Genomic DNA, 25,099 nt, shown 5'->3' with positions numbered 1-25,099 from the left:
CTCAGGCGACGTCGCGCCGGCGGTAGGCCAGGGCGCCGGCACCGCACAGGACCGCGGCCACGAGGGTCATGACCACCGCGGGCAGCGGCTCGAACGCGCCCGCCGGCAGCGGCGACAGGTGGCTGAACGGCGAGAGGTCGAGCAGCCAACCGGGCAGGTCGGCCAGCGGGCCGACCTCGGCGACGACGAAGGTCACGAGCAGCACGCCCCAGGTGAGCGGCGCGAACCGGGGCAGGGCCCCGGCGAGCAGCGCGGCGACGCCGATGACGAGCCACACCGCGGGGAGCGCGGCGACGGTCGCCGCGAGCGAGGGGTCGAAGCCCGGGGCGTCGGGCGTGACGGTGGGCCCGACGAGCCCGACGACCGCGCCGAGCAGGGCCATGAGGACGGCAGAGAGGACGACGGGCAGCCCGACGTGCGCGGCGAACCAGCGGGTGCGTCCGGTGGGCGTCGCGAGGACGACCTCGCCGAGGCCCGAGCGCTCGGCACCGACGAGCCGCAGCACGAGCGCGATGCCCGCGGCGGCCACGGCGGCGGCGACGAAGTGGATCTCGGTCGCGACGTAGACGTCCTCGAGCGTGCCGATCGTCCCGCCGAGGCTCTCGAGCACGTCGCGGATGCCGGGGTCGGAGGCCATCTGCCCGACGGCTCCGAGCAGCGACCCCACGAGCACGCCGCCGAGGACCATCCCCACGCCCCAGCCGACGATCGTCCCGCGGGCCTGGCGGACGACGAGGGAGCCCGGCCCGGCGAGCAGGCGGCCGGCCCGGCGCGGCCCGCTGCGCGCGGGGATGACGCCGGCGCCGAGGTCGCGGCGGTCGAGGACGGCGAGTGCGACGGCCAGTCCGCCGAGGAGGGCGATCACGCCGAGCAGCAGGACCCACTGGCGGTCGGCGCCGTAGGCCTCGACCCGTCCGGCCCAGCCGAGCGGCGAGAGCCACCCGAGGGCGTGGGTCACGGTGCCGGGGTCGGCCGAGTCGGCCATCGCCCGCAGCGCGTACATCGCCCCGAGGAAGCCGAAGCCGAGGCCCGCCGCGCCGCGCGTGGTCGAGGCCAGCTGCACGACGACCGCGGAGACGCCGACCGTCGCGAGCCCGGCGGTCAGCCAGGCGACCGCGAAGGAGGCGCTGCCCGCCTGGTCCATCCCGAGGGCGGCCAGCCCGGCGCCGCTGAGGACCGCGGCGAGGACGACGGCCGCCGCCGCGAGGGCCGTGGCCGCGGTCAGCGGTGCCCAGCGGCCGACGACCCCGGAGCCGAGCAGCTCGAGGCGGCCCTCGTCCTCCTCGGTGCGGGTGTGCCGCCGGACGACGACGAGGGCGAGGACGGAGGTGAGGAAGGCGCCGAGCATCACGGTCTTGAGGACGGCGAACGCGTCGGCGGTCTGTGCCGGGACCGGGCCGTACATCGCGACGATCGACGGGTTGGTGATGACCGTGGCCAGGCCGCTCGAGGCCGCCGCGTCGGTCGGGTAGAGCGCGAGGGTGGCCTGCGCCGACCCCACCGAGAAGAGGACGAGCCCGAGCACGCTGGCCGGGACGAGGATGCGGTCGCGGCGGGCCGCGAGGCGGAACACCGACCAGAACCCGGTGAGCCGGGTGGAGAGCGGGACGCCGCGGGCGAGCGACCCGGTCGGAGCGGTCGCCGCGGTCATGCCGGCTGCGCCTCGCGCTCGGCGGTGTCGGCGTCCGTGCCCTGGTAGCGGGCGAGGAAGAGCTCCTCCAGCGTGGGCGGCTGGACGGTGAGTCCGGTGACCCCGCGCCCGCCGAGGTCGGCGACGAGGGCGCCGAGGTGGTCGGCCTCGACCGAGCAGCGCACCTCGGCGCCGTCGACCGTGACGTCGTGCACCCCGGGCCAGGCCCGGGCCGTGGCGGGGTCGACCGGCCGCGCGAGGACGGCGCGGACCCGGGTGCGGGTGAGGTGGCGCAGCTCGGCGAGGCTGCCGGAGTCGACGATGCGTCCGGCGCGCACGATGCTCACGCGGTCGCAGGCCCGCTCGACCTCGCTGAGGATGTGGCTCGAGAGCAGCACGGTGCGGCCGTCGTCGCGCAGGGCGGTCAGCTCGCTCTGGAAGACCTCCTCCATCAGCGGGTCGAGGCCGGCCGTCGGCTCGTCGAGCACGAGGAGCGGGACGTCGCTCGCGAGGGCGGCGACGAGGGCGACCTTCTGCCGGTTGCCCTTGCTGTAGGCCTTGCCCTTCTTCGTCTCGTCGAGCTCGAAGCGCTCGACGAGACGGCGCCGGCGGGCCTCGTCGACCCCGCCGCGCAGCCGGCCGAGCAGGTCGATCGTCTCGCCGCCGGAGAGGGAGGGCCAGAGCACGACGTCGCCGGGGACGTAGGCGAGCAGGCGGTGCAGGTCGGTGGCGTCGCGCCACGGGTCGCGCCCGAGGACGGTCGCGGTGCCGGCGTCGGCGCGCAGCAGGCCGAGCAGCACCCGGATGGTCGTCGACTTGCCCGCCCCGTTGGGCCCGAGGAAGCCGTGGACCTCGCCCTCGCGCACGGCGAGGTCGAGGCCGTCCAGGGCGACGGTGCGCCCGAAGGTCTTGCGGAGTCCGGAGACGGTGATGGCATCGGTCACGTGCTCGACGGTACACCTTGTTCACAATCTTGTGAATGTTGTAATGTCGCCGCGTGGCCATCGCTCCCTCCGACGTCCTGCCCGACCCTCCCGCCGACGTGGTCGAGCGGCTCGGCGGCGCCCTCGCCGAGGTCGGCATCCCGCTCCAGCCCGCCCGGGTCTTCGCCGCCCTCCTCGTCACCGAGGACGGGCGGCGCACCTCTGCCCAGCTCGTCGACCTGCTCGACATCAGCCCGGCGGCGGTCTCCGGCGCGGTGCGCTACCTGTCGCAGGTGCGGATGATCCGGCGAGAGCGCGAACGGGGTTCCCGCCGTGACGTGTACGTCGCCCTCGACGACGCGTGGCACGACATGATGATGCAGACCGACCAGCTCTACGCGCCGATCCTCGCCGCGCTCGAGGGCGCACGCGACGGCCTGGGCCGACACACCCGGGCCGGCGAGCGGCTGCAGCTCTCGGCCGAGTTCCTCGAGTTCATCTCCCGCGAGATGGCGGGCGTCGCGCAGCGGTGGGACGCCTACAAGGCCGGACGCGGGCTCGGCTGAACGGCTCCCGTCCGGCGGACACCTCCGTGGTCCACGGGCCGCCCGGCGTAGACTCGGCCTCCTCATGAACGATGATGCCCTCCTCGCCGCGCTCGGCGAGCGCATCACCTCGCTGTCACCCGAGCTCACCGACCTCCGGCGGGACCTCCACGCCCACCCCGAGCTGTCCCGCGAGGAGACGCGCACGACCGAGGCCGTGGTCCGCCGACTCGACGCGGCGGGGGTCGCCGTCCGGCTGATGCCGGGCACCGGCGTCCTCGCCGATCTCGGTGCGCCCGAACCGCTCTACCGCGTCGCGCTGCGCGCCGACATGGACGCCCTGCCGGTGCGCGAGCGCTCCGGCCTCGAGTTCTCCTCCACCGAGCCCGGGGTCTGCCACGCCTGCGGCCACGACGTGCACGTCGCCGCGCTCGTCGGCGCCGTCCTCGCCCTGCGCGCGGTCGAGGACTCGCTCGCCGAGCGGGGCATCGCGGTGCGCGCGATCTTCCAGGCCGCCGAGGAGGTCATGCCCGGCGGCGCCCTCGAGGCCATCACCGCCGGCGCGCTCGACGGCGTCGACAGCATCTTCGCGGTGCACTGCGACCCGAGCATCGACGTCGGCGAGGTCGGCCTGCGCGAGGGGGCGCTCACCGCCGCCGCAGACCAGATCGCCGTCACGCTGCACGGCCGCGGCGGGCACACCTCGCGCCCGCAGCTCACCGAGGACCTCGTCTACGCGCTCGCCAAGGTCGTCACGGACGTGCCCGGTGCGCTCGGGCGCCGGCTCGACCCGCGCACCGGCGCGGCGCTCGTCTGGGGCAAGATCGAGGCCGGCCGGGTCGCGAACGTCATCCCGTCCACCGGCGAGTGCCGCGGCACGCTGCGGATGCTCGACGCCGAGTCGTGGCTCACCGTCGGGCCGCTGCTCGAGGAGATCGTCCACGGCGTCGTCCAGCCGTACGGCGTGCAGGCCAAGGTCGAGCGGCTCAAGGGGGTCCCGCCGGTGGTCAACACCGCCGACGGCATCTCGGCGCTGCGCCGGGCCGCGCTCGCCTGCCGGGTCTCCCCGGTGCCGACGGCCCAGTCGCTCGGCGGCGAGGACTTCTCCTGGTACCTCGACCACTGCACCGGGGCGATGGCGCGCCTCGGCACCCGCACGCCCGGGGGCCCGACCTACGACCTGCACCAGGGCGACCTCGTCGTCGACGAGCGGGCCATCGCCCTCGGGGCGCGGCTGCTCGCGACCGCGGCGGTGGTCCGCGGGCTCGATGCCCGGCGCGTGACGCCGGTGGGTGACGCGTGAGCGCCCCCGAGGTCGACTGGGAGGCGCTGCGCGCCGAGGCGGTGCGGATGACCACGCTCGCGTACTGCCCGTACAGCGGCTTCCCCGTCGGGGTCGCGGGCCTCGTCGACGACGGCCGGGTCGTCTCCGGCTGCAACGTCGAGAACGCCGGCTACGGCGTCACGCTGTGCGCCGAGTGCGGGATGGTCTCGACCCTGCACGCCACCGGCGGCGGCACACTCGTCGCCGTGTGGTGCGTCGACGGCCGCGGCGACACCCTCATGCCGTGCGGCCGGTGCCGACAGCTGCTGTGGGAGAACGGGACCCCCGACACCCTGCTCCGGACGCCGGAGGGCGTGCTGACGATGCGCGAGGTGCTGCCGCAGGCCTTCGGCCCCGAGGACCTCGAGACCCGCCGCCCCTGACCTCCGCCTTCCCCGACTTTGTGGGGGGCCGCCCGCCCGACACGCGGTGGAGCGGACCTGGGAGCGGACCAGCCCCCACAAGGTCGGGGTGGGACCCCTGCCATGATGTGCGGATGACCGAAGCCTTCGACGCCGTCGACGTCATCCTCGCCAAGCGCGACCGCCACGAGCTGTCCGACGACCAGATCCGCTGGGTCGTCGACGCCTACACGCGCGGGGTCGTCGCCGAGGAGCAGATGAGCTCGCTCGCGATGGCCATCCTCCTCAACGGGATGACCCGCCGCGAGATCGCGACCTGGACCGGCGCGATGATCGCCAGCGGCGAGCGGATGGACTTCTCGGGCCTCTCCCGCCCGACCGCCGACAAGCACTCCACCGGCGGCGTGGGAGACAAGATCACCCTCCCGCTCGCGCCGCTCGTCGCGGTCTTCGGCGTCGCGGTGCCGCAGCTCTCCGGCCGCGGGCTCGGCCACACCGGCGGCACGCTCGACAAGCTCGAGTCGGTCGCCGGCTGGCAGGCCTCCCTCTCCAACGAGGCGATGATGCGCCAGCTCGAGGACGTCGGCGCCGTCATCTGCGCGGCCGGCTCGGGTCTGGCCCCCGCCGACAAGAAGCTCTACGCCCTGCGCGACGTCACCGGCACGGTCGAGGCCATCCCGCTCATCGCGAGCTCGATCATGAGCAAGAAGATCGCCGAGGGGACCGGCGCGCTCGTGCTCGACGTCAAGGTCGGCAGCGGAGCCTTCATGAAGACCCGCGAGGACGCCACCGAGCTGGCCCGCACGATGGTCGACCTCGGCACCGACGCCGGCGTCACGACGGTCGCGCTGCTCACCGACATGTCCACCCCGCTCGGCCTCACCGCCGGCAACGCCCTCGAGGTGCGCGAGTCGGTCGAGGTCCTCGCCGGCGGTGGGCCCGAGGACGTCGTCGAGCTCACCGTCCGGCTCGCCGAGGAGATGCTCGAGGCGGCCGGGCGCGGGGGCCAGGACGTCCGCGCGGCCCTCTCCGACGGGCGGGCGATGGACGCCTGGCGCCGGATGATCGCGGCCCAGGGCGGCGACCCGGACGCCCCGCTGCCCGTCGCGCAGCACACCCAGGAGGTGCTCGCGCCGGCGGACGGCGTCATCACCCAGATGGACGCCTACGCCGTCGGGGTCGCGGCCTGGCGCCTCGGGGCCGGCCGGGCCCGCAAGGAGGACCCGGTGCAGGCCGGCGCCGGCGTCGAGCTGCACGTCAAGCCGGGCGCCACGGTGCGCGCGGGGGAGCGGATGATGACCCTGCACACCGACACCCCCGACCGGTTCGCCCGGGCCGAGGAGGCCCTCGAGGGAGCGGTGTTCGTCGCCCCCGAGGGGTCACGCCCCGCCGCCGGCTCCGTCGTCATCGACCGGATCGCGTGATGGCCGCCCCCACCGCGGAGGTCGTCCGCCGCGCACCGAAGGCCCTGCTGCACGACCACCTCGACGGCGGGCTGCGGCCGGCCACCGTCGTCGAGCTCGCCGAGGCGTCCGGGTACGACGGCCTGCCGACCACCGACCCCGCCGCGCTCGGCACGTGGTTCCGCGACGCCGCCGACTCCGGCTCGCTCGTGCGCTACCTCGAGACGTTCTCGCACACCGTCGCCGTCATGCAGACCGAGGAGCAGCTGACCCGCGTCGCCCGCGAGTGCGCCCTCGACCTCGCCGCCGACGGTGTCGTGTACGCCGAGTCGCGCTTCGCCCCGGAGCTGCACATCGACGGCGGCCTGTCCCTCGAGCAGGTCGTCGAGGCGGTGCTCGCCGGCTTCCGCGAGGGGGAGGCCGAGGCGGCCGCCGCCGGGACACCCATCCGGATGCGGGCCCTGCTCACCGCGATGCGGCACGCCGCGCGCTCGCGCGAGATCGCCGAGCTGGCCGTCACCTACCGCGACAGCGGCGTCGGCGGCTTCGACATCGCCGGGGCCGAGGCCGGCTTCCCTCCCACCCGGCACCTCGACGCCTTCGAGTACCTGCGCCGCGAGAACGCGCACTTCACGATCCACGCCGGCGAGGCCTTCGGGCTGCCGTCGATCTGGGAGGCGATCCAGTGGTGCGGCGCCGACCGGCTCGGCCACGGCGTGCGCATCGTCGACGACGTGCAGGTCGGTGACGACGGCGTGGCGGTGCTGGGCCGGCTCGCCGACTACGTGCGCGACCGGCGCATCCCGCTCGAGATGTGCCCCAGCTCGAACATCCAGACCGGTGCCGCCGAGTCCGTTGCGGCGCACCCGATCTCGCTGCTCAAGCGGCTCCGGTTCCGCGTGACGGTCAACACCGACAACCGGCTGATGAGCGGCACCTCGATGTCGCGGGAGATGCAGCTGCTCGTCGACGAGGCCGGGTGGACGCTCGAGGACCTGCGCTGGGTGACCATCAACGCGATGAAGTCGGCGTTCCTGCCCTTCGACGAGCGGCTCGAGCTCATCGAGCACGTCGTCAAGCCGGGGTACGCGGCCCTCGGCGCCTGACCGGCCGCGGCCTCAGGCCAGGGGGTCGGGGCCGACGACCCGGCGGCGCAGGGCGTCCTCGCGGGCGAGCCGCTCGGTGTCGCGTCGGCGGCGCTCGGCGATGACGGCCGAGAGGACGTACTCGGCGTGGAAGCCCGGCGGGGGAGCCGGCGCCACGTGGCGCAGCACCTCGCCGAGCAGCTCGCGGCCGAGGGGCTCGCGCGAGGAGGGCACGAGCGAGCCTGCGCGGGAGAGGAACTGGCGCACAGCGACCGTCAGCCCCGCGGGAAGGGCGGCGACGTCGGCGGACACGGCCCACGCGGCGAGCGGCGGCGGCATCTGCGGCGGGGGCAGCAGGCGCATCCGCGAGCGCTGGCTGATGACGTACGTGCCGGCCGCGTAGTCGCCGAGCCGCTTGCTGCGCGAGCTGACGACCGAGCTGACGAGGGCCGGGATGCCGACGAACGGCGGCAGCCAGAGCTCGACGAACCCGACGAGGGCGCGGGTGATGGCGTGCCGGGCGGTGATCGGCCCGCCGTCGTCGCGGACGACCCGCAACCCGAGGGCGAGCTTGCCGAGCGTGCGGCCTCGGGTGAGGGTCTCGACGGTGGCGGGGACGCCGACCGTGACGGCGACGACCACGACGAGGGACAGGGCGGTCGCGACGGCCTCGTTCGACTCCGCGACGAGGAACCCGACCCCCCACACGGACGCGATGAGCAGGACGACGGCGACGACGAGGTCGATGATCCCGCCGGCGGCCCGCACCATCGTGCCGGCGACCGGCAGCTCGACGGCCACGCCCTCCCCGGTGACGACGTCCTCGGAGGCGTAGGCGCGGTAGGCGGTGCCCCCGGTGCTGTCCACGGGCACAGGCTAACCGGCGACCCCGGCCGCGCGGGTCGCCTAGGCTGCTTCCCGTGGACCTCGACGCCTACGTGGCCGCCCACCAGGCGCAGTGGAACCGCCTGGAGACCCTCGTCGGCCAGCGGCGGCACACCGGGGCGGAGGCCGACGAGCTCCTCGACCTCTACCAGCGGGTCTCCACCCACCTGTCCGTCGTGCGGTCCTCGAGCCCGGACCCGGCCGTCGTCGCGCACCTGTCCTCGCTCGTGGCGCGAGCCCGGCTCGCGACGGCGGGGCGCCGCACCGGCACGTGGACGGCGCTGCTCGGGTTCTTCACCACGACCTTCCCGGCGGCGCTCTACCGCCTGCGCTGGTGGTGGGTGAGCACCGCCCTGGCCAACGTCGCGGTCGCGTTCGTCGTCGGCTGGTACGCGTACCGGCACCCGCAGGTCTGGACGAGCCGGATGACGCCCGAGGAGATCGACTCCTTCGTCGGCACCGACTTCGAGCGGTACTACTCCGAGTACGCGCACCTCGACTTCACCGGGCTCGTCTGGACGAACAACGCGTGGGTGTCGGCGCAGGTCATCGCGCTCGGGATCCTCGGGCTGCCGGTCATCTACATCCTCGCCCAGAACGTGCTCAACGTCGGGATCTCCGGAGCCCTCATGGCCTACCACGACCGGACGGCCCTGTTCTTCGGGCTGATCCTGCCGCACGGGCTCCTCGAGCTGACCGCGATCTTCGTCGCCGGCGCCGTCGGTCTGCGCATCTGCTGGGCGTGGATCAGCCCGGGTCCGGTGCCGCGCGGCCAGTCGCTCGCCCGCGAGGCGCGGACGGCCGTCGGGGTGGCCCTCGGGCTCGTCGTCGTGCTCTTCGTCAGCGGCGTCATCGAGGGGTTCGTCACGCCCTCGGGGCTGCCCACGTGGGCGCGCATCACCATCGGCATCACCGCCGAGACGGCCTTCCTCCTCTACGTGTTCGTCGTCGGCCGTGCGGCGGCCGCCCGCGGCGCGACCGGCGACGTCGCCTCACGCGACGCCGGGGACGCCCTCCCCGTCGCCGCGTGAGGGACGCGCGATGACGTCCGGCGCGGACCACCCGACGGCGCCCCTCGAGCCGCCCAGCGGGTGGGCCGAGTCGCCGCGGCCGCCACGGACCGTCCGCCTCACGCAGGCCCAGGCGATCGCGGTGCGTGCCGCGGTGTCCTCCGCGCTCCGACCGGTCGTCGTGGCCTCGCTCGTCCTGGCCCTGGCGGCCGGGGTCGCGGTCGGCTGGGCCGTCGGGCCCGCGACCGGGTGCGTCGTGGGCCTGCTCCTGGCCGTCGTCCTCGGGGGCCGCGTGGTCACCGCGATCCTGCGGATCCGCCGGCCGGTGGTCCCGGGCGCCGAGCGGGCGACGGGGTACGACGTCTCCGGCTCCTTCGTCGTCGCGGGGGCGGGTGCGCGTCCGATGGGTCGGGGCTGGGCCCGACGCGCCGTCCGCCGCGACGGGGTCGTGCGGCTCCATCCACGCCGGGCTCGAGCAGGGGTGGTCGTCGTCGTGGGGGACCTCGTGACCGTCGACGACGAGGACTTCCTGCTGGGCCACCCCGCACGGACGGGTCCGGCCCGGGAGACGGTCGTCGACGCCCGGCTCCGTCGCGACGTGCGGCGTCACGCCCTGCGACAGCTGCTCGGGGTCCGGGTGGTCCTCGCGGGGGTGCTGCTGGCGGCGGCCGACCTCGCCCTGACCCGTGCGGCTCCGTGGACGTGGCAGGTGGGTCTGACCCTCGCGTCCCTGGTGCTCTTCGTCCTCCTGGTGGCCGGGTGCCTCGCGGCCGTCGTCGCGACCGAGTACCCCGACGGCCGGACCCTCCGCTCGTTCGTCGCCGACGACGTGCTGCACCTGGAGGCCGGGCTGATGCTCGCGCGGACTGCTCCCCTGGAGGCCCTGCGCGCCGGGTCGCGCCGTGGCCGGCTGGTGCGGTTCCCGGGCGGCGGGCTGCAGCGCGCCTGCCCGGTCGACCTCGTCCCCGCCGAGGCCGGCGCCCCGGCGTCCTAGCCGGTCCGGCGCGAGTCGTCCGTCGGGGCTGGTCGGGCGAGGTGTGACGGGCGTACCGTCGAGGACCGGAGGCCTCCATGTCGGTGCTGCGTCGGGTCGCGTGGGTCCCGGTGGCGCTCGTCCTCGTGGTGGGATGCTCGTCCGACCCGCCCGTCGAGCCCACGGGGTCGCCGTCCCCTGCCACGAGCGCGTCGGACCCGAGGGTCTGGCCGGCCGTGCCGGACGCCGCGCTGCCCGCGGAGCAGGTGACGGGTCTCCAGCGGGAGATCGACGGCTGGGTCTCGTCCGGCCTCATGTCGGGCGTCACGGCCGCGGTCGTCACGCCGCAGGGCGCGTGGGCCGGAGCGGCCGGTGCCGACGGACGCGGCACGCGGCTCGTGCCCACGTCGGGGATGGCGCTGGCCAGCATCACGAAGACGTTCACGGCGGCCGAGGTGATGCTGCTCGCCGAGCAGGGGAAGGTCGACCTCGACGCACCGGCGTCGACCTACCTCGACATCCCGCAGGTCGCCAACGGGGTGACGGTCCGCCAGCTGCTCGCCCAGCGCAGCAGCGTCGGCCTCGGACGGGACGCGACGCTCGGCGACCCGGACTCGGCCTGGACCCCGGACCGGTACCTCGACCTCGTGCGGCCGGCAACTGACCCACCCGGGGACACGTACCGGTACGACAACACGAACTTCGTCCTGCTCGGGCGGATCGTCGAGGTGGCCGGGGGGCGCAGCATCGACGAGGCGATGGCCGCGGACCTCTGGCGACCGGCCGGGCTGGCGCGCCTGTCCGCCCAGCGCACCGACGGCCTCCCGCCCCCGCTGGCCATCGCCCCCGCGCCGGACACCGGACAGGCCGACCTCGACCGCTGCTCCGGTCCCGGCCCCTACCTCCCGTGCCGGGCGGTGTCCACCTACCTCGGGGCGGCCGGGGGGATGGCCGGTGACGCCGAGACCGTCGCGCGCTGGGGGTACGCGCTGTACGGCGCGCAGGTGCTGTCGCCGGAGTCCGTGGCGCAGATGACCGACTTCTCCGACGGCGACGGCTACGGCCTCGGGACGATGGACCTCGCGGCGGTCGAGGGCGGACGCCGCGGCCTCCAGGGAGTCGGCCACCTGGGGGACGCGATCGTCTACCGCACGGTGCTGGCCGTCCTCCCGGACCGGAAGGCGTCGGTGGCCATCCTCGTCCCGGCCCCGGTCGAGGTCACACCGTTCGTCCGGCGGTTCCTCGTCGCCGGCGGGCTGGCCGACCCGTAGCCGGCGCACGGGCCGTCGTGCCGGTTGCCGCGGCACCGGGTTGGGGCGAGGATCGAGCGGGTAGCCGGGAGCCACGGCGCCGCCGTCGAGAGGGGACCACGATGAGCTCGATCGAGAACGTGCCGCCGCAGGTGGCCTGGACGCTGCGCCTCGAGGAGCTGGACGCCCTCGACGGCGCCGTCGCCGCGGTCGCGCCCGTCGTCGGCGCGGCCTTCGCCACCGGGTGGCGGGGCCGGCTGCTGCGCGGCGAGTGGCTCGGCCACGCCCTGCACCCGCTGCTCACCGACGTCGTCATCGGCTCGTGGACCTCGGCGTCCGTGCTCGACGTCGTCGGCGGCGAGGAGGGCCGCGGGGCCGCCCGCACGTTGGTCGGGGTGGGCCTCGCGGCGGTGGGGCCGACGGCCTGGAGCGGCTGGGCGGAGTGGTCGGACTCGGGGCCGCGCGAGCAGCGGGTCGGCCTCGTGCACGCGGTGACCAACGGCGCGGCGATCGGTCTCTACGCGGCGTCCTGGCTCGCCCGGCGGCGTGGCCGGCACGCGGCCGGTGCCGGGCTCGGGCTCGCAGGTGCCTCGGCGATGGGCGTCGCGGCCTACCTCGGGGGGCACCTCTCGACGGCGCGCGACGTCGGCAGCCGGCACCCCGCCTTCGAGGCCGTCGACGGCTGAGGGGCTCGATCGGGCCTTCCCCCCGCCCCGATGACGGGAGCACCATCGAGGCGTGTCGAGTGGCCAGGCCTCCGGGATCGGGCAGTACCGCGAGAAGGTGGGCACGCAGCCGCCCGAGGGGCAGCAGCTGGCCGTCAGCATCGTCATGCACGCCGTCGGTTGGGTCGTGCTCGCAGGTCTGACAACCCTCGGGGTCCTCGACCAGAGCCTGCCGGCCACGGGCCCAGGTGACGGGGCCCTGAGCCTCTCCTACGTCGGGGCCCTCACGGTGGGGTTCGTGGTGTGGCTGGGCTTCGGGCTGTGGGTCCTGCTGCGACGATGGGAGGGAATGCCGGTCACCTGGGTGGTCTCCCGCAGCTTGTTGCTCTTCGGATTCCTGGTGATCCTCCTGACCGCGATGCTCGACGTGTCGCGGGACTGGGGTGTCCGCATCGAGGCGTGCCGTGGCGCGGTGTGCTCGGGGGTGGCGGTGGGGCGGGACGTCCTCGGGCTGCTCGCGTGGAACGCGGCCGACGTCGTGCCCGGGCTCGACATCCCGGGGTCACTGGGCTGGACCCGACCGGCCCGCTCGTCGAGCCCCCTCGTCGGGCTGAGCATCATCCTCGTGCGGCTCTGGGTGCTCGTCGGCGTCCTCGGTGTGCTGGCGCGGCTCTGGACGGCGTGGACGCGCCGCCAGTCGACGCCCGGGTCAGCGACCGGCGAGCTCGGCGACGACCGGGGCGAGCCGGTCGACGGAGTGCAGGCCGACGACCGCGTACGTCGCCCCGAGCTCCTCGCGCCGGCGGAGCAATTCCTCGACCGCCGCGGCGGGGTCGCCGGGGAGGACCAGGAGTGAGTCCGCCTCGCGCAGCGCGACGGGGTCGGTCTCGCGGGCCGAGGCCATGAACGGCGCGACCTCGTCGCCGACGACGGGGACGTGCAGGGCGATCTCGACGTCCCGCACGTCGAGGACCGAGCGGGCCAGCGCCACGACGTCGGCACGGGTGTCGGTGGCGAAGGAGGCGATGGTGACGGTGTCGGCGACCTCGGCGGCGAGGGCCCGGGCGCGCGGACCGCGCACGGCCATGACGACCGGGGTGTGCACCGACGGCCCGTCGAGCTCGCGCAGGCGCGCGACCGTCTCGCGCGCCCGGTCGAGGCGCTCGCCGGCCGGGACGGCGGGCATCCCGTAGGAGGCGAGCTCGTCCTCGAGGCCGGGGCGCCCGGTGCCGATGCCCAGCTCGAAGCGGCCCTCGGTGACGACCGTCAGCGAGTGCGCCTCCCAGGCCAGCTCCCACGCCGGGCGGAACGGCGTGGCGTGCACCCAGCTGCCGACCCGGACGTCGGCCAGCGCGGCGGCGGTCGCCAGGAGGGCGGTCGGCGACGGCTGCCACTGCGGGACGTCGGGGACGAGGACCGTGTCGAAGCCCGCGTCGGCGACCCGACGGACGTCGTCGCGCCAGGCGGCGACGTCGGTCGACACCGGGGTGACGACGCCGAAGCGGAACGGCCGGGTCACGACGACGCCGACTCGTCGCGCCGGACGGGGTAGCGCAGGTGCAGCACCCGGTCGCCGGCGATGACGACCTCCGGGTCCTCGAGCAGCCGCTGCCCGTCGGTCGAGCCGAAGTAGCGCTTCCCCGAACCGAACACGACGGGGACGACGTCCATCGCGACGACGTTGACGAGCCCCAGCGCGAGCGCCTGCCCCCCGACCTCGCCCGCGCACACGGCGACGACCCGGTCACCCGCCCGGCGCTTCGCCTCCTCGACCGCGGCCGCCACGTCGTCGAAGAACGGCACGTCGGCCTCGGGGTGCCAGCCGTCCGGCTTCGGGCGGTGCGACACGACGAGCAGGTGGTCGCCCGCCGGCGGCCTCGCCTCCCAGCCGTTCGTCAGGTCGAAGAGGTGCCGGCCCTGGATGGTGGCCCCGATGCGGCCCCAGAAGGTCCGGACGTAGTCGACCGACGCGCTCCCGACGCGGAAGGGCGCGTGCTGCTCCTCGCCGGGTTCGTCGACGAGCGGGTGCTCGCCGTTGAAGAGCGGGCCGACCTCGTCGTGCTCGTCGGCGATGTAGCCGTCGACCGACACCACTGCGTGCATGATCACCGTTGCCATACCCCGACAGACTGCCGGAGGCGGCCGGACTCATCGGACGGAGGCGCAGTCAGGATGACCGCGCGCCGCGCCCCGCGACCACGTACGCCGCGACACTGGGCAGCCGGAGCAGGCCGTCGTGAGTCGCGGCCCGGGCTGCCGACCGGAACGCGTCGTCGATGCGGAGGCGGACGGACCGGGGGTGTGACCGGTAGGCGCGTCCCGCCGTGGCCACGCCGCCGGTGACGCCGGCCCAGAGGTCGTCGGGGTCGACCTCCCAGTCCCACCCGAGCTGCGTCGCGGCGCTGACGGCCAGTCCGGCGTCCGTCACGAGGCTGCTCAGCCCCACCACGGACCGGTCGAAGTCCAGGTCGGAGGGCAGCGGCCGCCCCACCGGGGGGTCGACGCCGGCTGCGGTGAAGGCCGTCGCCACGAGGCGGGCCCACGCGGTCGGCCCGGCCGGCCACACGGTGAGGGCCACGGACCCGCCGGGCCCGAGCACCCGCGCGAGCTCACGCACGGTGGCCCGCGGGTCGCCCACGTGGTTGACGACGAAGTTGGCCGTCACGGCGTCGAACACCCCGTCGCCGAACGGCAGCGCCGGCAGCTCCGCGCGCACGGTCCGACCCGGGACGGCGGTGCTCGACAGGGCCACCATCCCGGGGTCGGAGTCGACGGCGACCACGGCCCGTCCCCGGTCCACGGCACGACGGGCCAGCACGCCCGGCCCGCACCCGACGTCGAGGTGGCGCCCCTCCGGAAGATCGGCCAGCATCCGGTCGACCGGCCCTGCGCAGAGGGTGCCGAAGGAACGCCGGTAGGCCTCTGCGGCACCGGTCCACGAGCTCACGCGCGACCCCTCCGACGGCCTGGGCGGCTCAGAGCAGGCCCTCGCGCTTGAGGGCGAGGTAGTGGTCGGCGAGCCGGACGGGCAGGTCCTCGGGCGGGGCGTCGAGGACGTCGACGCCGAGGCGGCCCAGCGCGTCGGCCGCGCCGCGGCGCAGCGCCGTCGTGCGCTCGGCGGCGACCGCGCCCCACACCTCCTCGGACCCGTCGCGCGAGGTGCGCATCCGCTCCAGCGCGGGGTCGGACACCGACGCCACGACGACCCGGTGGTGCGCGACGAGGGCCGGGAGGACGGGCACCAGCCCCTCCTCGACGGCGGCCGGCTCCAGAGGCGTGAGCAGGACGACGAGCGAGCGGTGCGTCGAGCGGGTGACCTCCGACGCCAGCACGCCCCAGTCGGTCTCGACGACCTGCGGGTCCACCGGCGCCAACGTGCTGATGACGTCGTGCAGCAGCGTCGCCCGGTCGGCGCCGGTGATGCGCGCGTGCACGCGCCGGTCGCCCGCGACGACCTGCACCCGGTCGCGCGCGTGCCCGGCGAGCGCGGTGAGGAGGAGGGCGGCGTCCATCGCGGCGTCGAGGCGCGGGGCGTCGTCGACCCGGCCGGCGCTCGTGCGCCCGGTGTCGACGACGATGACGATGCGCCGGTGCTGCTCGGGCTGCCAGGTGCGCACGACGAGGTGGCGGCGCCGGGCGGTGGCCCGCCAGTCGATGGAGCGGACGTCGTCGCCGTCGACGTAGTCGCGGAGGCTGTCGAACTCGGTTCCTTGCCCGCGGGTGCGCACGGCGGCCCGGCCGTCGAGCTCGCGGAGCACGGCGAGCCGGCTCGGCAGGTGCTTGCGCGACGGGAAGGCGTGCAGCACCCGGACCCGACCCGGCACCTCGACCGAGCGCTGCCGGGCGGCGACCCCCAGCGGGCCGGCGAGCCGCAGCGTCACCCGGTCGGCGACGCGGTCGCCGCGGCGGGTGGGGACGAGCGTGGTGGTGACCCGTCGTCGCTCGTGGCCCGGGACCGACACCCGGTGCCTCGCGGGTCGCGTTCCGGCAGAGGGCGGCCAGCCGTCACGCACCAGCCCGCGGGCGGTCCGCCCCGAGGTGTTCTCGAGCACCAGCGACGTCGGCACCGACTCGCCGAGCCGCACCTGGAGCGCCTCGCCCTCCCGGGTCATCCGGACCTGGCTGGGCGAGGCCGCGAGCAGCAGGTCGGCCCCGACGACGACGAGCCACACGAGCAGCCACGCCCAGACCGTCGACCCCGCCGGCCGCAGCACGACGGGGACGAGGCCGAGGAGCAGCAGCGCGGCGGCGCGCGTCGTCAGGGCCATCAGCGGGGGACGGGGACCGAGGCCAGCACGCTGTGCAGCACCGAGGTGACCGAGGTGCCCTCGAGCTCGGCCTCGGGGCGCAGCATCAGCCGGTGGGCGAGCGTCGCGACGGCGAGCGCCTTGACGTCGTCCGGGGTGACGTAGTCGCGCCCGCTGAGCCAGGCCCACGCCCGGCTCGTCGCGAGGAGCGCGGTGGCCCCGCGCGGCGAGACGCCGAGGGCGAGCGACGGGGAGTGCCGGGTCGCCCGGGCGATGTCGACGACGTAGCCGATGACCTCGTCGGACACCTCCACGGAGCGCACGGCGGCGGCGCCGGCCTCGACGTCGGCGGCCGACGCGACCGGGCGGATGCCGGCCGCGGCGAGGTCGCGGGGGTCGAAGCCGGAGGCGTGGCGCCGCAGCACCGACACCTCGTCGGCCCGCTCGGGCACCGGGAGGACGACCTTGAGGAGGAAGCGGTCGAGCTGGGCCTCGGGCAGCGGGTAGGTGCCCTCGTACTCCACGGGGTTCTGGGTGGCGGCGACGAGGAACGGGGACGGCAGGTCGTGGGCGGTGCCGTCGACCGACACCTGCCGCTCCTCCATCGCCTCGAGGAGGGCGGACTGGGTCTTCGGCGGCGTCCGGTTGATCTCGTCGGCGAGCAGCAGGTTCGTGAACACCGGGCCCGGCCGGAAGGAGAAGTCGCTCTCGCGCGCGTCGTAGACGAGCGAGCCGGTGAGGTCGCCCGGCATGAGGTCGGGGGTGAACTGGACCCGCTTGGTGCCGACGTCGAGCGACGCCGCGAGCGAGCGCACCAGCAGCGTCTTCGCCACTCCCGGAACGCCTTCGAGGAGGATGTGCCCGCGGCAGAGGAGCGCGACGAGCATCCCGGCGACGGCGGCGTCCTGGCCGACGACGGCCTTGCCGACCTCCTCGCGGACCCGGACGAGCGCGGCGCGGGCGTCTCCGGCGCGGGCGTCTCCGGCCGGGGGTGCGGGCGTGGTGGGGGTGTCTGTCATGACGTGCGGACCTTCTCCTCGAGGTGGGCGAGCTGCTGGGCGAGCGTGACGAGGCCGGCGTCGTCGGCGGGGACCCCGCCCTGCAGGAGCAGGTCGACGTCGACGGCGGGGACGCCGGCCGCGTCGGCGACGGCGGGAGCCAGCGCGTCGACGGAGGCGGTGGGCGGCAGGCCGACGCGCGTGGCGAGGCGGGCCGCCGACGCGCGGCGCAGGACGGCGGCCGCGCGGTGCCGGTCGGCCGCGGCGCGGTAGAGCTCGGCGCGGCTCTCGGTGGTCTCGGCGGCGCGGACGACGACGGGCAGGGGTTCGGGGACGAGCCGGCCGAGGCGGCGGCCGCGCGCGAGGGCGAACGCGACGAAGGCCAGGGCGAGGACGACGAGGCCCGGGCCGACTGACTCGGGCCACACCGAGTCGTCGGTGGTCGGCGGGTTGGCGGCGGCGTCCTCGTAGTCCGGGTGGTACCAGACGAGGTGCGGGGAGCCCCCGAGCAGGCGGACGACGAGGCCGGCGTGGTCGGCCTCGGTGACGAACCGGTTCGTCGCGGCGTCGGGGATGCCGAGCACGGTGACGACGGTGTGGTCGGAGGTGGCGGGCAGCTCGACCGCGGCGAAGCCCGCGGGGAGGTCGGGCCCGGCCGAGCCGGTGGGGAAGCACCCCCGGGCGCCGGAGGCCCGGGCCGCGGCCGAGGGGACGACGGACCACGAGAGCCGGGAGACGCGGTCGCCGCCCTCGACCCAGGGCAGCGAGCAGTCGGCGGCGGCCGGTTCCTTCGCGGGCACCCCCAGCGTGAGGCCGAGCCCGAGCGCGTCGAGCATCCCCGGGGCGCCGTCGAGGAGGACGACCCGGTCCGCGCGCCGCGTGCCCTCGAGGAGCCGGCGGCCGGCCGAGTCGGTGAGCAGGTCGGAGTTGCCGACGACCACGGTGGCGCCCCGGCCGTCGCCCGCCGCGTCGACGGCCTCCTGCGCGGTGCTCACGACGTCGACGTCGACGCCCTGCTCTCTCAGGACCTCGACGAGGGCCCGGGTGCCCGACTGGCCGGTGCCGTCGGGGTGGAGGTAGTCCTCGGGCGGCGGGCTCCCCGCGGCGACGGCGATGAGCGCGCCCCCGACGACGAGCGCCACGACCCAGAGGACGACCGTGCGTCCGCGGCGCAGGGCCCGGCGGCCGTCGACACCGGAGGCCGAGACGGGGGAGGCATCCGTGGCGCTGGTCGCGACCGTCGTCGTCATGCCACCGGCTCCGGGGTGGGGTCGGCCGCCGGCTCGGCGGGCGCGCCCGGGCGGGCCGGCCGGGCGGCCACGAGGCGGTCGTCGAGCGCGAGGACGGCGCGGGCGGTCTCCTCGCCGGCGCCGCGGTGCCCGTAGCGGACGGCGTCGAAGGCGTCGGCGGCCGCGAGCAGGGCGGCATCCTCCGCCGGGAACGAGACGGCCAGCGCCACCGCCACCTCGTGCGCCGTGCGCCCGGGGGCGTCGTCGAGCACGACGCGTTCGACGGCCCCGCGGGCCACCGCCCGGACACCGTCGAGCACCGCGGTGTCCCAGTCGCCGCGGGCGAGGGCGGCGCGCGCCGAGGCCCTCAGGGTGGCGGCCGGGACGTCGGGGACGTCGAGGACGCCGGTGCCGGGCCCGCCGCCGGTGCGGCCGACCTCGCGCCGCAGCACGCGCCAGAGCACGAGGGCGAGGACGGCGAGGACCAGCCCGACGGCGATCGGCACGACGAACGAGGGCAGCCCGCCCGAGGGCGAGGAGTTGAGCAGGTCGTCGAGGAACTCGCGCAGCCGCTCGATGAGGCTCGGCTGGGCGTGGTAGCGCGGGCTGCTCAGCTCGTCCTCGAGCCAGCGGCGGGCCTCGTCCGACGAGGGGTCCAGCGGTGCGTCGAACGGGGTCACGGCGTGGTGAGCGGCCACGGCGGCGGCGCGGCTCCCTGCGTGGCCTGGATGAGGCGGACGTCGAGGCCCTCGGTGCGGATGCGGGCGTCGACGTAGAGCAGTGCGTCGACGCCGGCGGTGAACGGCGTGGTGAGGGCCCCGGTGATGAGCCCGGCGATGCCCGCGCTGACGGTCTGGAGGACGAGTGCCTCCGCCCCGCTCGAGGAGTCGCCGATGGAGGCGATGCCGACGAGGAAGAGCACGAGGGTGATCGGCAGCGTGATGACGTACGACGCGACGCCGACGATGAGCCCGGTGAGCGCGCGGATGCCGAAGATGCGCCAGAACGGCCCGCGCAGGGGGCTGCCGACGAGGGTCCACGACCGCCGGAGGCCGCCGATGACCCCGACCCGCTCGAGGACGATGGCCGGGGTCGCGAAGGCCCACTTCGTCGCGAGGAGGACGAGGGCCACGACGGTGGCGAGCACGGCGACGAGGACGAGCAGCACGGTGAGCCCGATGCTGTCGCCGCCGGCCTCGTACGAGTAGACGATGAGCCCCGTCGGGATGCCCGCCGTCACGAGCAGGACGAGGAGGAAGGCCAGGGCGGTGAGCAGCACGGCCCCGGCGAGCGCCGGCACCCGACCGCGGGTGGCACGCCACGTCTCGCCCATCGACACCTTGCGCCCGAGGACGGCCTGCCCGACGACCTGCGCGAGGAAGCCCGCGAGGAGGATGGCCGAGAGCAGCTGCCCGATGGTCGGCAGGTAGACACCGATGATGCCGACGCCGAGGCCGTCGGGCAGGGTGTCGGAGCTCGACGCGGAGTTCTCGACGACCGTCAGCGCGCTCTGCCCCGAGAGCCAGGCGCCGAGCGCGGTCGTCGGGAGGAGGAAGGCGAAGGTGGTCAGCGCGGCGAGGCCGATGGTGGCCGCGGGGTTGCCGCGCACCGCCTTGAGGACGGCGCCGTAGACGTCACCGATCTGCTGCGGGCGCAGGGCGATGATGCCCGGCCGGAACTCCATCGAGCGGTACGGGGCCGGCGGGACGCCCGGGGGCGGCGGGGTCGGGGGAGGCCCGCCGGCCGGCGGTGCGCCACCCGGCGGTGCGGTGGGGGGCGGGGGAGGGCCCGGCGGGGGGCCGGCCGGCTGCGAACCGGGGGCCACCCACGGCTGGTCGGTCATCCGCGTACCCCCGTGCTCACCACGGCGCCACCCTAACCGAGCAGGTCCCGCTCCACGGCCGAGGCGCGGGAACCCACGGCCCCGAGGGCGGTCTGCCGGGCGACGATGCCGGGCTCCTCGCGCATCAGCCCCCAGCCGCGGCGGAGCAGGACGGTCGGCGGCTTGCGACGTTCGCGCAGGTCACGGAGCAGCCGGCGGACGAAGGTGACCGCGGGTCGGTGGTGGACGCACCAGGCGCTGTGCAGCATCCCCTCGGCGTCGAGCCGGCCCACGACCTCCGCGGCGAAGATCCCCTCGGCGAGCACGAGGTCGTCCGGCCGGGCGGTCACCTCGTGGGTGCCGACGGCCCGGCTGCGGGAGATGTCGTAGACGGGCAGCTCCGCCCGGCCGGTGTCGAGTAGGTCGCGCAGCGCCGCGAGGGCGCGCTCGGCGTCCCAGCTGTCGGGGTGGTCCCAGTCGACGATCCCGAGGTCGGCCTGGCGGGGCATCGCGGGGTCGTCCTCGTCGCGGTAGAAGTCGTCGAGCCGGAAGACCGGCCAGCCCCGGGCCGCGTGCACCCGGTCGGCGAGGCGCGACTTGCCGGAACCGCTCGGACCGGCGAGGACGACGACGCGGCGCCGGGTCGCGGGGAGGCCGGTGGCCGCGCGGGCGTCGTCCGGGTCCTCCACGGGCGACCATCCTAGGCGCGCGGTGCGGTGCCCGGCGACGCGGCCGGAAGGGTCAGGACGGAGCCCGGTCCAGCCGGTCGAGGGCGGTGCGCATGGCGCCGAGGACCCGCAGCGTCGTCGTCACGTCGTCCTCGGTCAGCCCGCCGGGTGTGGCACCCATCAGCGCGTGCTCGCGAGCGACGACCGCGTCGATGGCCGCGCGCCCCGCCGGCGTCAGCACGAGGAGGACCGAGCGGCGGTGCTCCGGGTTGTCCCGCCGCTCGACCCATCCCCGGTCGAGCGCGTCGTTGACCATCCGCTGGACGAACTGTCGACTGAGCTCGAGGTCGGTGGCGAGCCGGGGCACCGTGGACGGTCGGTCGCGCCGGTGCAGGGCGTCGAGGACCGCCCGGATGCCGACCGACATCCCCATCGCGGGCTCGTCGGTCTCGACCCGGCGGTGCACCTGCCGGTACACGGTGCCGAGCAGGTGGTAGACCTCGGCGAGGCGGGAGCCGAGGCGGTCGGGCGGCAGGGGGGTGGTCACTCGCCCATTCTGACACCCCAGTTGTCATCCTCACCGGCATGTGACACCTTGGGTGTCATCAAGCGCCGGACCCGGTGCCGCGACGAGGAGGAGAGCCATGGACCGCCGCGACCTCTTCGGACGGACCACGCGCAACCGGCTCCTCCTCGCCGACGTGCTCGATGGCCTGACCCCGGCCCAGTGGGAGGCCGACACCCTCTGCGAGGGATGGACGGTGCGCGACCTCGCGGGCCACCTCCTCCAGCCGATGCTCGTCGGCTTCGGTCGCTTCCTGCTCGTCGCCCTGCGCCACCGCGGCGACACCGACGCCACCGTCGACGCCGTCGCCCGCCGGCTGGCCCGCCGCGAGCCGGACGAGCTCGTCCGACTGCTCCGCTCGCACGCCGGCGACGAGGTCGACCCGCCGCGGGTCGGTCCGGTCGGCCCGTTCGCGGACACCTGCATCCACCTGCGCGACCTCGCCCGGCCGCTCGGGCTGGAGGCGGACGTCCCCCGCGAGGACTGGGTGGCGGTGCTCGACCACCTCACCGGTCCGGCTCCGACCCCGGGCCTCCTCTCCGGGAGCCGGCTGTCCGATGTCTCGTTGCGTGCGACCGACGCCGAGTGGCGATGGGGGGACGGCGCCGAGGTCGTCGGGACGCTCGAGGCGCTCACCCTCGGTGTCACCGGGCGCGCGGTGGTCCTCGACGAGCTGACCGGCCCCGGGGTCGACGCCCTGCGGCGCTGACCGTCGACGCGGTCGACCGGGTCGCAGGTCCGCGCGCGGGTCAGCGCTCGAAAAACCGCCAGCGGCCCTCGGACACGACCTCGACCTCTCCGTCGACGACGCGCAGGGCGCTCTGCTCGTCGAGGGCGTAGGCGGGGACGTCGATCGACGCCGCCCAGCGCTCGGCGTCGGCCATCGTGTTGGACGGGAACGCGTCGAGGTGCGGGAAGATCGCGACGTCGACGAGGCCGAGGGTGCGGTCGTCCGCGGCGCCGGGCCACTCGACGAACAGGTCCCCGATCCGTGGCGTCAGCACCATGCTCCCGGCGCTGACGCCGACCCAGACCGTGTCGGTGAGCGTCGGCAGGAGGTCGGCCAGCCCGGACTCGCGCAGCCAGTGGGCGAGGTACGTGGCGTCGCCGCCGTCGACGAGGAGCACGTCGGCCTCTCGCACCCACGGCACCCACCGCTGCCCAGCGACGGTCGGCAGGGCGGTGAGCTCGAGGACGCCGAGCGACCCCCAGCCGAGCCCGGTGAGGTGCGGCGACCCCGCTCCACCGGACACGACCCGCTGCAGCGAGGCGGGACCGCACAGCGGGTGGCCCCACTGCGCAGTCGGGATGCAGAGGGCGCGGGACTCCTCGACGGGCTTGCCCAGCAGCTCGACGAGGGACGCATGGAGGGAGGCGTTCGTGACGCCGCCCGAGGTGAGCAGCAGCTTCATGGCGCTCCCGGTGGGTCGATGCGGTGCTGGGGTTCGGTGGTGCGGGTCTGACCGTCGGGGCCGTGCCAGGTGAGGGTGCCGTCAGGTGACAGGGCGGGTCGCCAGCGTTGGGTCTGCTTGAAGCGGTGGTGGTGCCGGCAGAGCGACTCGAGGTTGTCCGCCGTGGTGGTGCCGTCGGGCCAGGGTCTGGCGTGGTCGAGGTCGCAGCGTTCAGCGGGTCTGGTGCAGCCCCACATGCGGCAGGTGCCGTCGCGGGTCTTGACGAAGTCGCTGATGGTCTTGGGTGGGCGGTAGGCACTGGTGGTCAGGCTGGCGAGGGTGCCGGTGTCGGCCGCGAGCACGGCCCGGGAGACCTCGAAGGGCAACAGATTCAGGAGGTTGGCGAGGGTGGCCGGGTCGACCCAGCCGAGGCCGGGAAGGTGGGTGCCGGAGACCGCCCAGCCGGGGGTCACCTCGGCCATGTCGGCGCAGTCACCATGGAGCTCGGGCGGCTCCTCGATCCAGGACAGCTCCTCGCGGGAGGCGGGGTCGAGGTCGCCGTAGCGGACCTCCTCACCGGTGACCGCGTCGAACAGGGTGTCGTCGTCGTCCCACTCGACCCGGAACCGCTCCCCGGGCACCTCGGGTGTCAGCCGGTCGGCGACGACCGGCACCCCGAGGGTGACCTGCGCCGACACGGTGACGTTGCGCAGGACGAGGTCGGTCAGCGCATCAGCGCGGGACTCGGCCGTCGTCAGGGTGTCGTCGAGGCCTCGGTACTCGCCCGCGAGCTGCTCGACCGCGGACCACATCGCCGCACTGGTGGCGGTCGGCAGGGACGCGAACCAGTCGGTCAGCCCGTCCACCCCGGCCCGGGTCTCGACGCACCGACCACGGCGGGTCCTCGCGGCGTGCGCGGCCACCTGGTCCGCGGCCACCCGCCCCGCGACCCGGCGTGCCTCCCCGGTGACCCGAGCCGGGTCCATCGCGGGAAGCCGGCCCGCGAGCTCGGCATCGACCCGGACACACGCGTCGACGTCGAGGCCGGCGCACGCGTCGACGACCTTCTGCGCGGTCACCGCTGCCACCTCACCGGAGACCAGCAGGTCGCGGATCGCCGGGAAGCGCTCACCCAGGGCCGCACCGAGCGCGCCCTTGCGCCCCGCCACACCCTCGGTCAGGCCGCACGCCAGGCTCATCTCGGTGCCGGCCATCGCGTCGACGAACCCGACCGGGTGCACCCGCTCCCACGGCCCCGGTTCCCGCAGCGTCGTCTCCACCCGCGCACCCCACGCCCCCGCCACGGCCACCAGCGCATCAGCAGCGTTCGCCAACCCCTGCGCCTCACCCGCGAGCCCGAACGCCTCCTCCGCCGACAGCCCCCGACCCCCGTCGGCGAGCTCACGACCCAGCGCAGCGCACTCCTCACGCAGTACCGCGATGCGGCTCGAGATCGTCCCCCTGTCCATGCCTCATCCTACCGAACAGGCGTACGATCATCAAGAGTCACCAGAGACCAATTCGGCTGCGGCGCAAAGAATTAGCAGACGATTCAGACCTCACGGCCGGCGAACGCGGCCAGCCGGGTGTAGGCGTCGGCGCCCTCGGGGGCCTCCCGCGCCGGGCCGAACGCCGCGCCGCGGTTCTCGTCGGTCAGGCCCTGCTCCATGAACGCCGCGCCCTTCTCGGCCACCGACTGGTCGAGGTCGGCGGTGTCCTTGCCGAGGGCGGTCGCGAGGTCCCACGTGTGCACGGCGAGCTCCGAGCACTGCCACTCCGGAGGCGGTGCCTCGGCGTCCTCGGGCGCCTCGGCCCAGGCCGCGAGCAGGTCGTCGGCGGCCGACCGCAGCGCCGCGGCCCGGTCACCTTCGACGGGCGCGCGAGCGGCCGACCAGTCGACCTCCTCGCCCCGGACCCCACGGGCGAAGTTGCCCACCCCGCCGACGACGTGGTCGACGAGCTCGGAGACGGTCCAGTCCGCGCACGGGGTCGGGCGGGCGGCGGTGTCGTCGTCGACCTCGCCCACGAGGTCGACGAGCTGGTCGAGGGCGGTCGAGAGGGTGCCGGTGTCAGCCATCCTCGGACCGTACAACCGGACGACCCCCCTCGAGGGGTTAGCAATCG

At 75.5% G+C, this 25,099-nt stretch carries 26 protein-coding genes; 10 read left to right on the top strand and 16 right to left on the bottom strand.

All coding sequences use genetic code 11. The annotated features are described in order from the left end of the window. Position 1: 1 nt before the first annotated feature. Together JQN70_RS11855 and JQN70_RS11850 are read right to left on the bottom strand one after the other, a co-directional pair. Complete coding sequence (locus JQN70_RS11855; RefSeq protein WP_204131546.1) at positions 2-1,651, bottom strand: ABC transporter permease; 1,650 nt, start codon at positions 1,649-1,651, stop codon at positions 2-4. Next, a complete protein-coding gene (locus tag JQN70_RS11850; RefSeq protein ID WP_204131545.1) occupies positions 1,648-2,574 on the bottom strand; it encodes an ABC transporter ATP-binding protein in 927 nt (308 codons plus the stop codon). The genes JQN70_RS11855 and JQN70_RS11850 overlap by 4 nt, the downstream gene beginning before the upstream one ends. A gap of 53 nt (positions 2,575-2,627) precedes the next feature. Here JQN70_RS11850 and JQN70_RS11845 point away from each other — a divergent pair, with 53 nt between their 5' ends. The 5 genes from JQN70_RS11845 to JQN70_RS11825 all read left to right on the top strand — a co-directional run bounded on the left by JQN70_RS11845 (position 2,628) and on the right by JQN70_RS11825 (position 7,293). Continuing rightward, positions 2,628-3,119 carry a GbsR/MarR family transcriptional regulator gene (locus JQN70_RS11845; protein WP_204131544.1) on the top strand — a complete coding sequence of 164 codons (492 nt, stop codon included), beginning with the start codon at positions 2,628-2,630 and terminating at the stop codon, positions 3,117-3,119. Between the two features lie 64 nt (positions 3,120-3,183). Continuing rightward, on the top strand, positions 3,184-4,401 hold the full coding sequence (locus JQN70_RS11840) for an amidohydrolase (RefSeq protein WP_204131543.1): 1,218 nt from the start codon (positions 3,184-3,186) through the stop codon (positions 4,399-4,401). After that, a complete protein-coding gene (locus JQN70_RS11835; RefSeq protein WP_204131542.1) occupies positions 4,398-4,805 on the top strand; it encodes a cytidine deaminase in 408 nt (135 codons plus the stop codon). The genes JQN70_RS11840 and JQN70_RS11835 overlap by 4 nt, the downstream gene beginning before the upstream one ends. 113 nt (positions 4,806-4,918) lie before the next feature. Then, positions 4,919-6,208 (top strand): thymidine phosphorylase, encoded by a 1,290-nt coding sequence (locus tag JQN70_RS11830; protein WP_204131541.1) that lies wholly within the window; start codon positions 4,919-4,921, stop codon positions 6,206-6,208. Continuing rightward, on the top strand, positions 6,208-7,293 hold the full coding sequence (locus JQN70_RS11825; protein WP_204131540.1) for an adenosine deaminase: 1,086 nt from the start codon (positions 6,208-6,210) through the stop codon (positions 7,291-7,293). Before JQN70_RS11830 ends, JQN70_RS11825 begins: the two co-directional genes overlap by 1 nt. A 12-nt stretch (positions 7,294-7,305) precedes the next feature. On the opposite strand, the gene JQN70_RS11820 is transcribed toward JQN70_RS11825, so the two are convergent. Then, a complete protein-coding gene (locus JQN70_RS11820) occupies positions 7,306-8,139 on the bottom strand; it encodes an RDD family protein (RefSeq protein WP_307835939.1) in 834 nt (277 codons plus the stop codon). 53 nt (positions 8,140-8,192) lie between these two features. Between JQN70_RS11820 and JQN70_RS11815 the strand changes: the two genes are divergently transcribed. The 4 genes from JQN70_RS11815 (at position 8,193) to JQN70_RS11800 (ending at position 12,076) form a co-directional block, all read left to right on the top strand. Next, positions 8,193-9,188 (top strand): stage II sporulation protein M, encoded by a 996-nt coding sequence (locus JQN70_RS11815; protein WP_204131539.1) that lies wholly within the window; start codon positions 8,193-8,195, stop codon positions 9,186-9,188. Positions 9,189-9,198: 10 nt separating this feature from the next. Beyond that, positions 9,199-10,161 (top strand): hypothetical protein, encoded by a 963-nt coding sequence (locus JQN70_RS11810; RefSeq protein ID WP_204131538.1) that lies wholly within the window; start codon positions 9,199-9,201, stop codon positions 10,159-10,161. A 77-nt stretch (positions 10,162-10,238) separates the two neighbouring features. Next, entirely contained in the window at positions 10,239-11,411 is a 1,173-nt protein-coding gene (locus tag JQN70_RS11805; RefSeq protein WP_204131537.1) for a serine hydrolase domain-containing protein, read from the top strand. A gap of 101 nt (positions 11,412-11,512) precedes the next feature. Beyond that, positions 11,513-12,076, top strand: a complete 564-nt coding sequence (locus tag JQN70_RS11800) for a DUF2231 domain-containing protein (RefSeq protein ID WP_204131536.1) — start codon at positions 11,513-11,515, stop codon at positions 12,074-12,076. Positions 12,077-12,764: 688 nt separating this feature from the next. On the opposite strand, the gene JQN70_RS11795 is transcribed toward JQN70_RS11800, so the two are convergent. From JQN70_RS11795 to JQN70_RS11750, 10 genes are all read right to left on the bottom strand, one after another. Then, positions 12,765-13,574, bottom strand: a complete 810-nt coding sequence (locus tag JQN70_RS11795) for an LLM class flavin-dependent oxidoreductase (RefSeq protein WP_204131535.1) — start codon at positions 13,572-13,574, stop codon at positions 12,765-12,767. Continuing rightward, positions 13,571-14,173, bottom strand: a complete 603-nt coding sequence (locus tag JQN70_RS11790) for a dihydrofolate reductase family protein (RefSeq protein ID WP_204131534.1) — start codon at positions 14,171-14,173, stop codon at positions 13,571-13,573. Before JQN70_RS11790 ends, JQN70_RS11795 begins: the two co-directional genes overlap by 4 nt. A 49-nt stretch (positions 14,174-14,222) precedes the next feature. Continuing rightward, on the bottom strand, positions 14,223-15,002 hold the full coding sequence (locus JQN70_RS11785) for a class I SAM-dependent methyltransferase (protein ID WP_204131533.1): 780 nt from the start codon (positions 15,000-15,002) through the stop codon (positions 14,223-14,225). Positions 15,003-15,030: 28 nt separating this feature from the next. Then, the gene (locus JQN70_RS11780) at positions 15,031-16,323 is read right to left on the bottom strand and encodes a DUF58 domain-containing protein (protein WP_204131532.1); all 1,293 of its coding nucleotides are present in this window, start codon (positions 16,321-16,323) and stop codon (positions 15,031-15,033) included. Next, positions 16,323-17,321 (bottom strand): AAA family ATPase, encoded by a 999-nt coding sequence (locus JQN70_RS11775; RefSeq protein ID WP_204131531.1) that lies wholly within the window; start codon positions 17,319-17,321, stop codon positions 16,323-16,325. The genes JQN70_RS11780 and JQN70_RS11775 overlap by 1 nt, the downstream gene beginning before the upstream one ends. Further along, entirely contained in the window at positions 17,318-18,550 is a 1,233-nt protein-coding gene (locus JQN70_RS11770; RefSeq protein WP_204131530.1) for a DUF4350 domain-containing protein, read from the bottom strand. The genes JQN70_RS11775 and JQN70_RS11770 overlap by 4 nt, the downstream gene beginning before the upstream one ends. Then, positions 18,547-19,209: a DUF4129 domain-containing protein gene (locus tag JQN70_RS20965; protein ID WP_204131529.1), complete on the bottom strand. Its 663-nt coding sequence runs from the start codon at positions 19,207-19,209 to the stop codon at positions 18,547-18,549. The genes JQN70_RS11770 and JQN70_RS20965 overlap by 4 nt, the downstream gene beginning before the upstream one ends. Next, positions 19,206-20,213, bottom strand: coding sequence for a DUF7847 domain-containing protein (locus JQN70_RS11760; RefSeq protein ID WP_204131528.1), 1,008 nt, complete (start codon positions 20,211-20,213; stop codon positions 19,206-19,208). The genes JQN70_RS20965 and JQN70_RS11760 overlap by 4 nt, the downstream gene beginning before the upstream one ends. 191 nt (positions 20,214-20,404) lie before the next feature. Continuing rightward, on the bottom strand, positions 20,405-21,040 hold the full coding sequence (locus JQN70_RS11755) for a uridine kinase family protein (protein ID WP_204131527.1): 636 nt from the start codon (positions 21,038-21,040) through the stop codon (positions 20,405-20,407). A gap of 52 nt (positions 21,041-21,092) precedes the next feature. Continuing rightward, a complete protein-coding gene (locus JQN70_RS11750; protein ID WP_204131526.1) occupies positions 21,093-21,566 on the bottom strand; it encodes a MarR family winged helix-turn-helix transcriptional regulator in 474 nt (157 codons plus the stop codon). Positions 21,567-21,663: 97 nt separating this feature from the next. Between JQN70_RS11750 and JQN70_RS11745 the strand changes: the two genes are divergently transcribed. Continuing rightward, positions 21,664-22,293 carry a maleylpyruvate isomerase family mycothiol-dependent enzyme gene (locus JQN70_RS11745; protein ID WP_204131525.1) on the top strand — a complete coding sequence of 210 codons (630 nt, stop codon included), beginning with the start codon at positions 21,664-21,666 and terminating at the stop codon, positions 22,291-22,293. A 40-nt stretch (positions 22,294-22,333) separates the two neighbouring features. Here JQN70_RS11745 and JQN70_RS11740 read toward each other — a convergent pair whose 3' ends face one another. The 3 genes from JQN70_RS11740 to JQN70_RS11730 all read right to left on the bottom strand — a co-directional run bounded on the left by JQN70_RS11740 (position 22,334) and on the right by JQN70_RS11730 (position 25,052). Continuing rightward, positions 22,334-22,996, bottom strand: a complete 663-nt coding sequence (locus JQN70_RS11740; RefSeq protein ID WP_204131524.1) for a Type 1 glutamine amidotransferase-like domain-containing protein — start codon at positions 22,994-22,996, stop codon at positions 22,334-22,336. Further along, entirely contained in the window at positions 22,993-24,444 is a 1,452-nt protein-coding gene (locus JQN70_RS11735; protein WP_204131523.1) for an HNH endonuclease signature motif containing protein, read from the bottom strand. Before JQN70_RS11735 ends, JQN70_RS11740 begins: the two co-directional genes overlap by 4 nt. An 83-nt stretch (positions 24,445-24,527) precedes the next feature. Beyond that, positions 24,528-25,052, bottom strand: a complete 525-nt coding sequence (locus tag JQN70_RS11730; RefSeq protein ID WP_204131522.1) for a TIGR03086 family metal-binding protein — start codon at positions 25,050-25,052, stop codon at positions 24,528-24,530. Positions 25,053-25,099 lie beyond the last annotated feature (47 nt).

Origin of the sequence: Phycicoccus sonneratiae (genome assembly GCF_016887965.1) — a bacterium.
In the GTDB taxonomy this organism is placed as follows: domain Bacteria; phylum Actinomycetota; class Actinomycetes; order Actinomycetales; family Dermatophilaceae; genus Phycicoccus; species Phycicoccus sonneratiae.
This window is presented reverse-complemented; position numbering and strand designations above follow the sequence as displayed.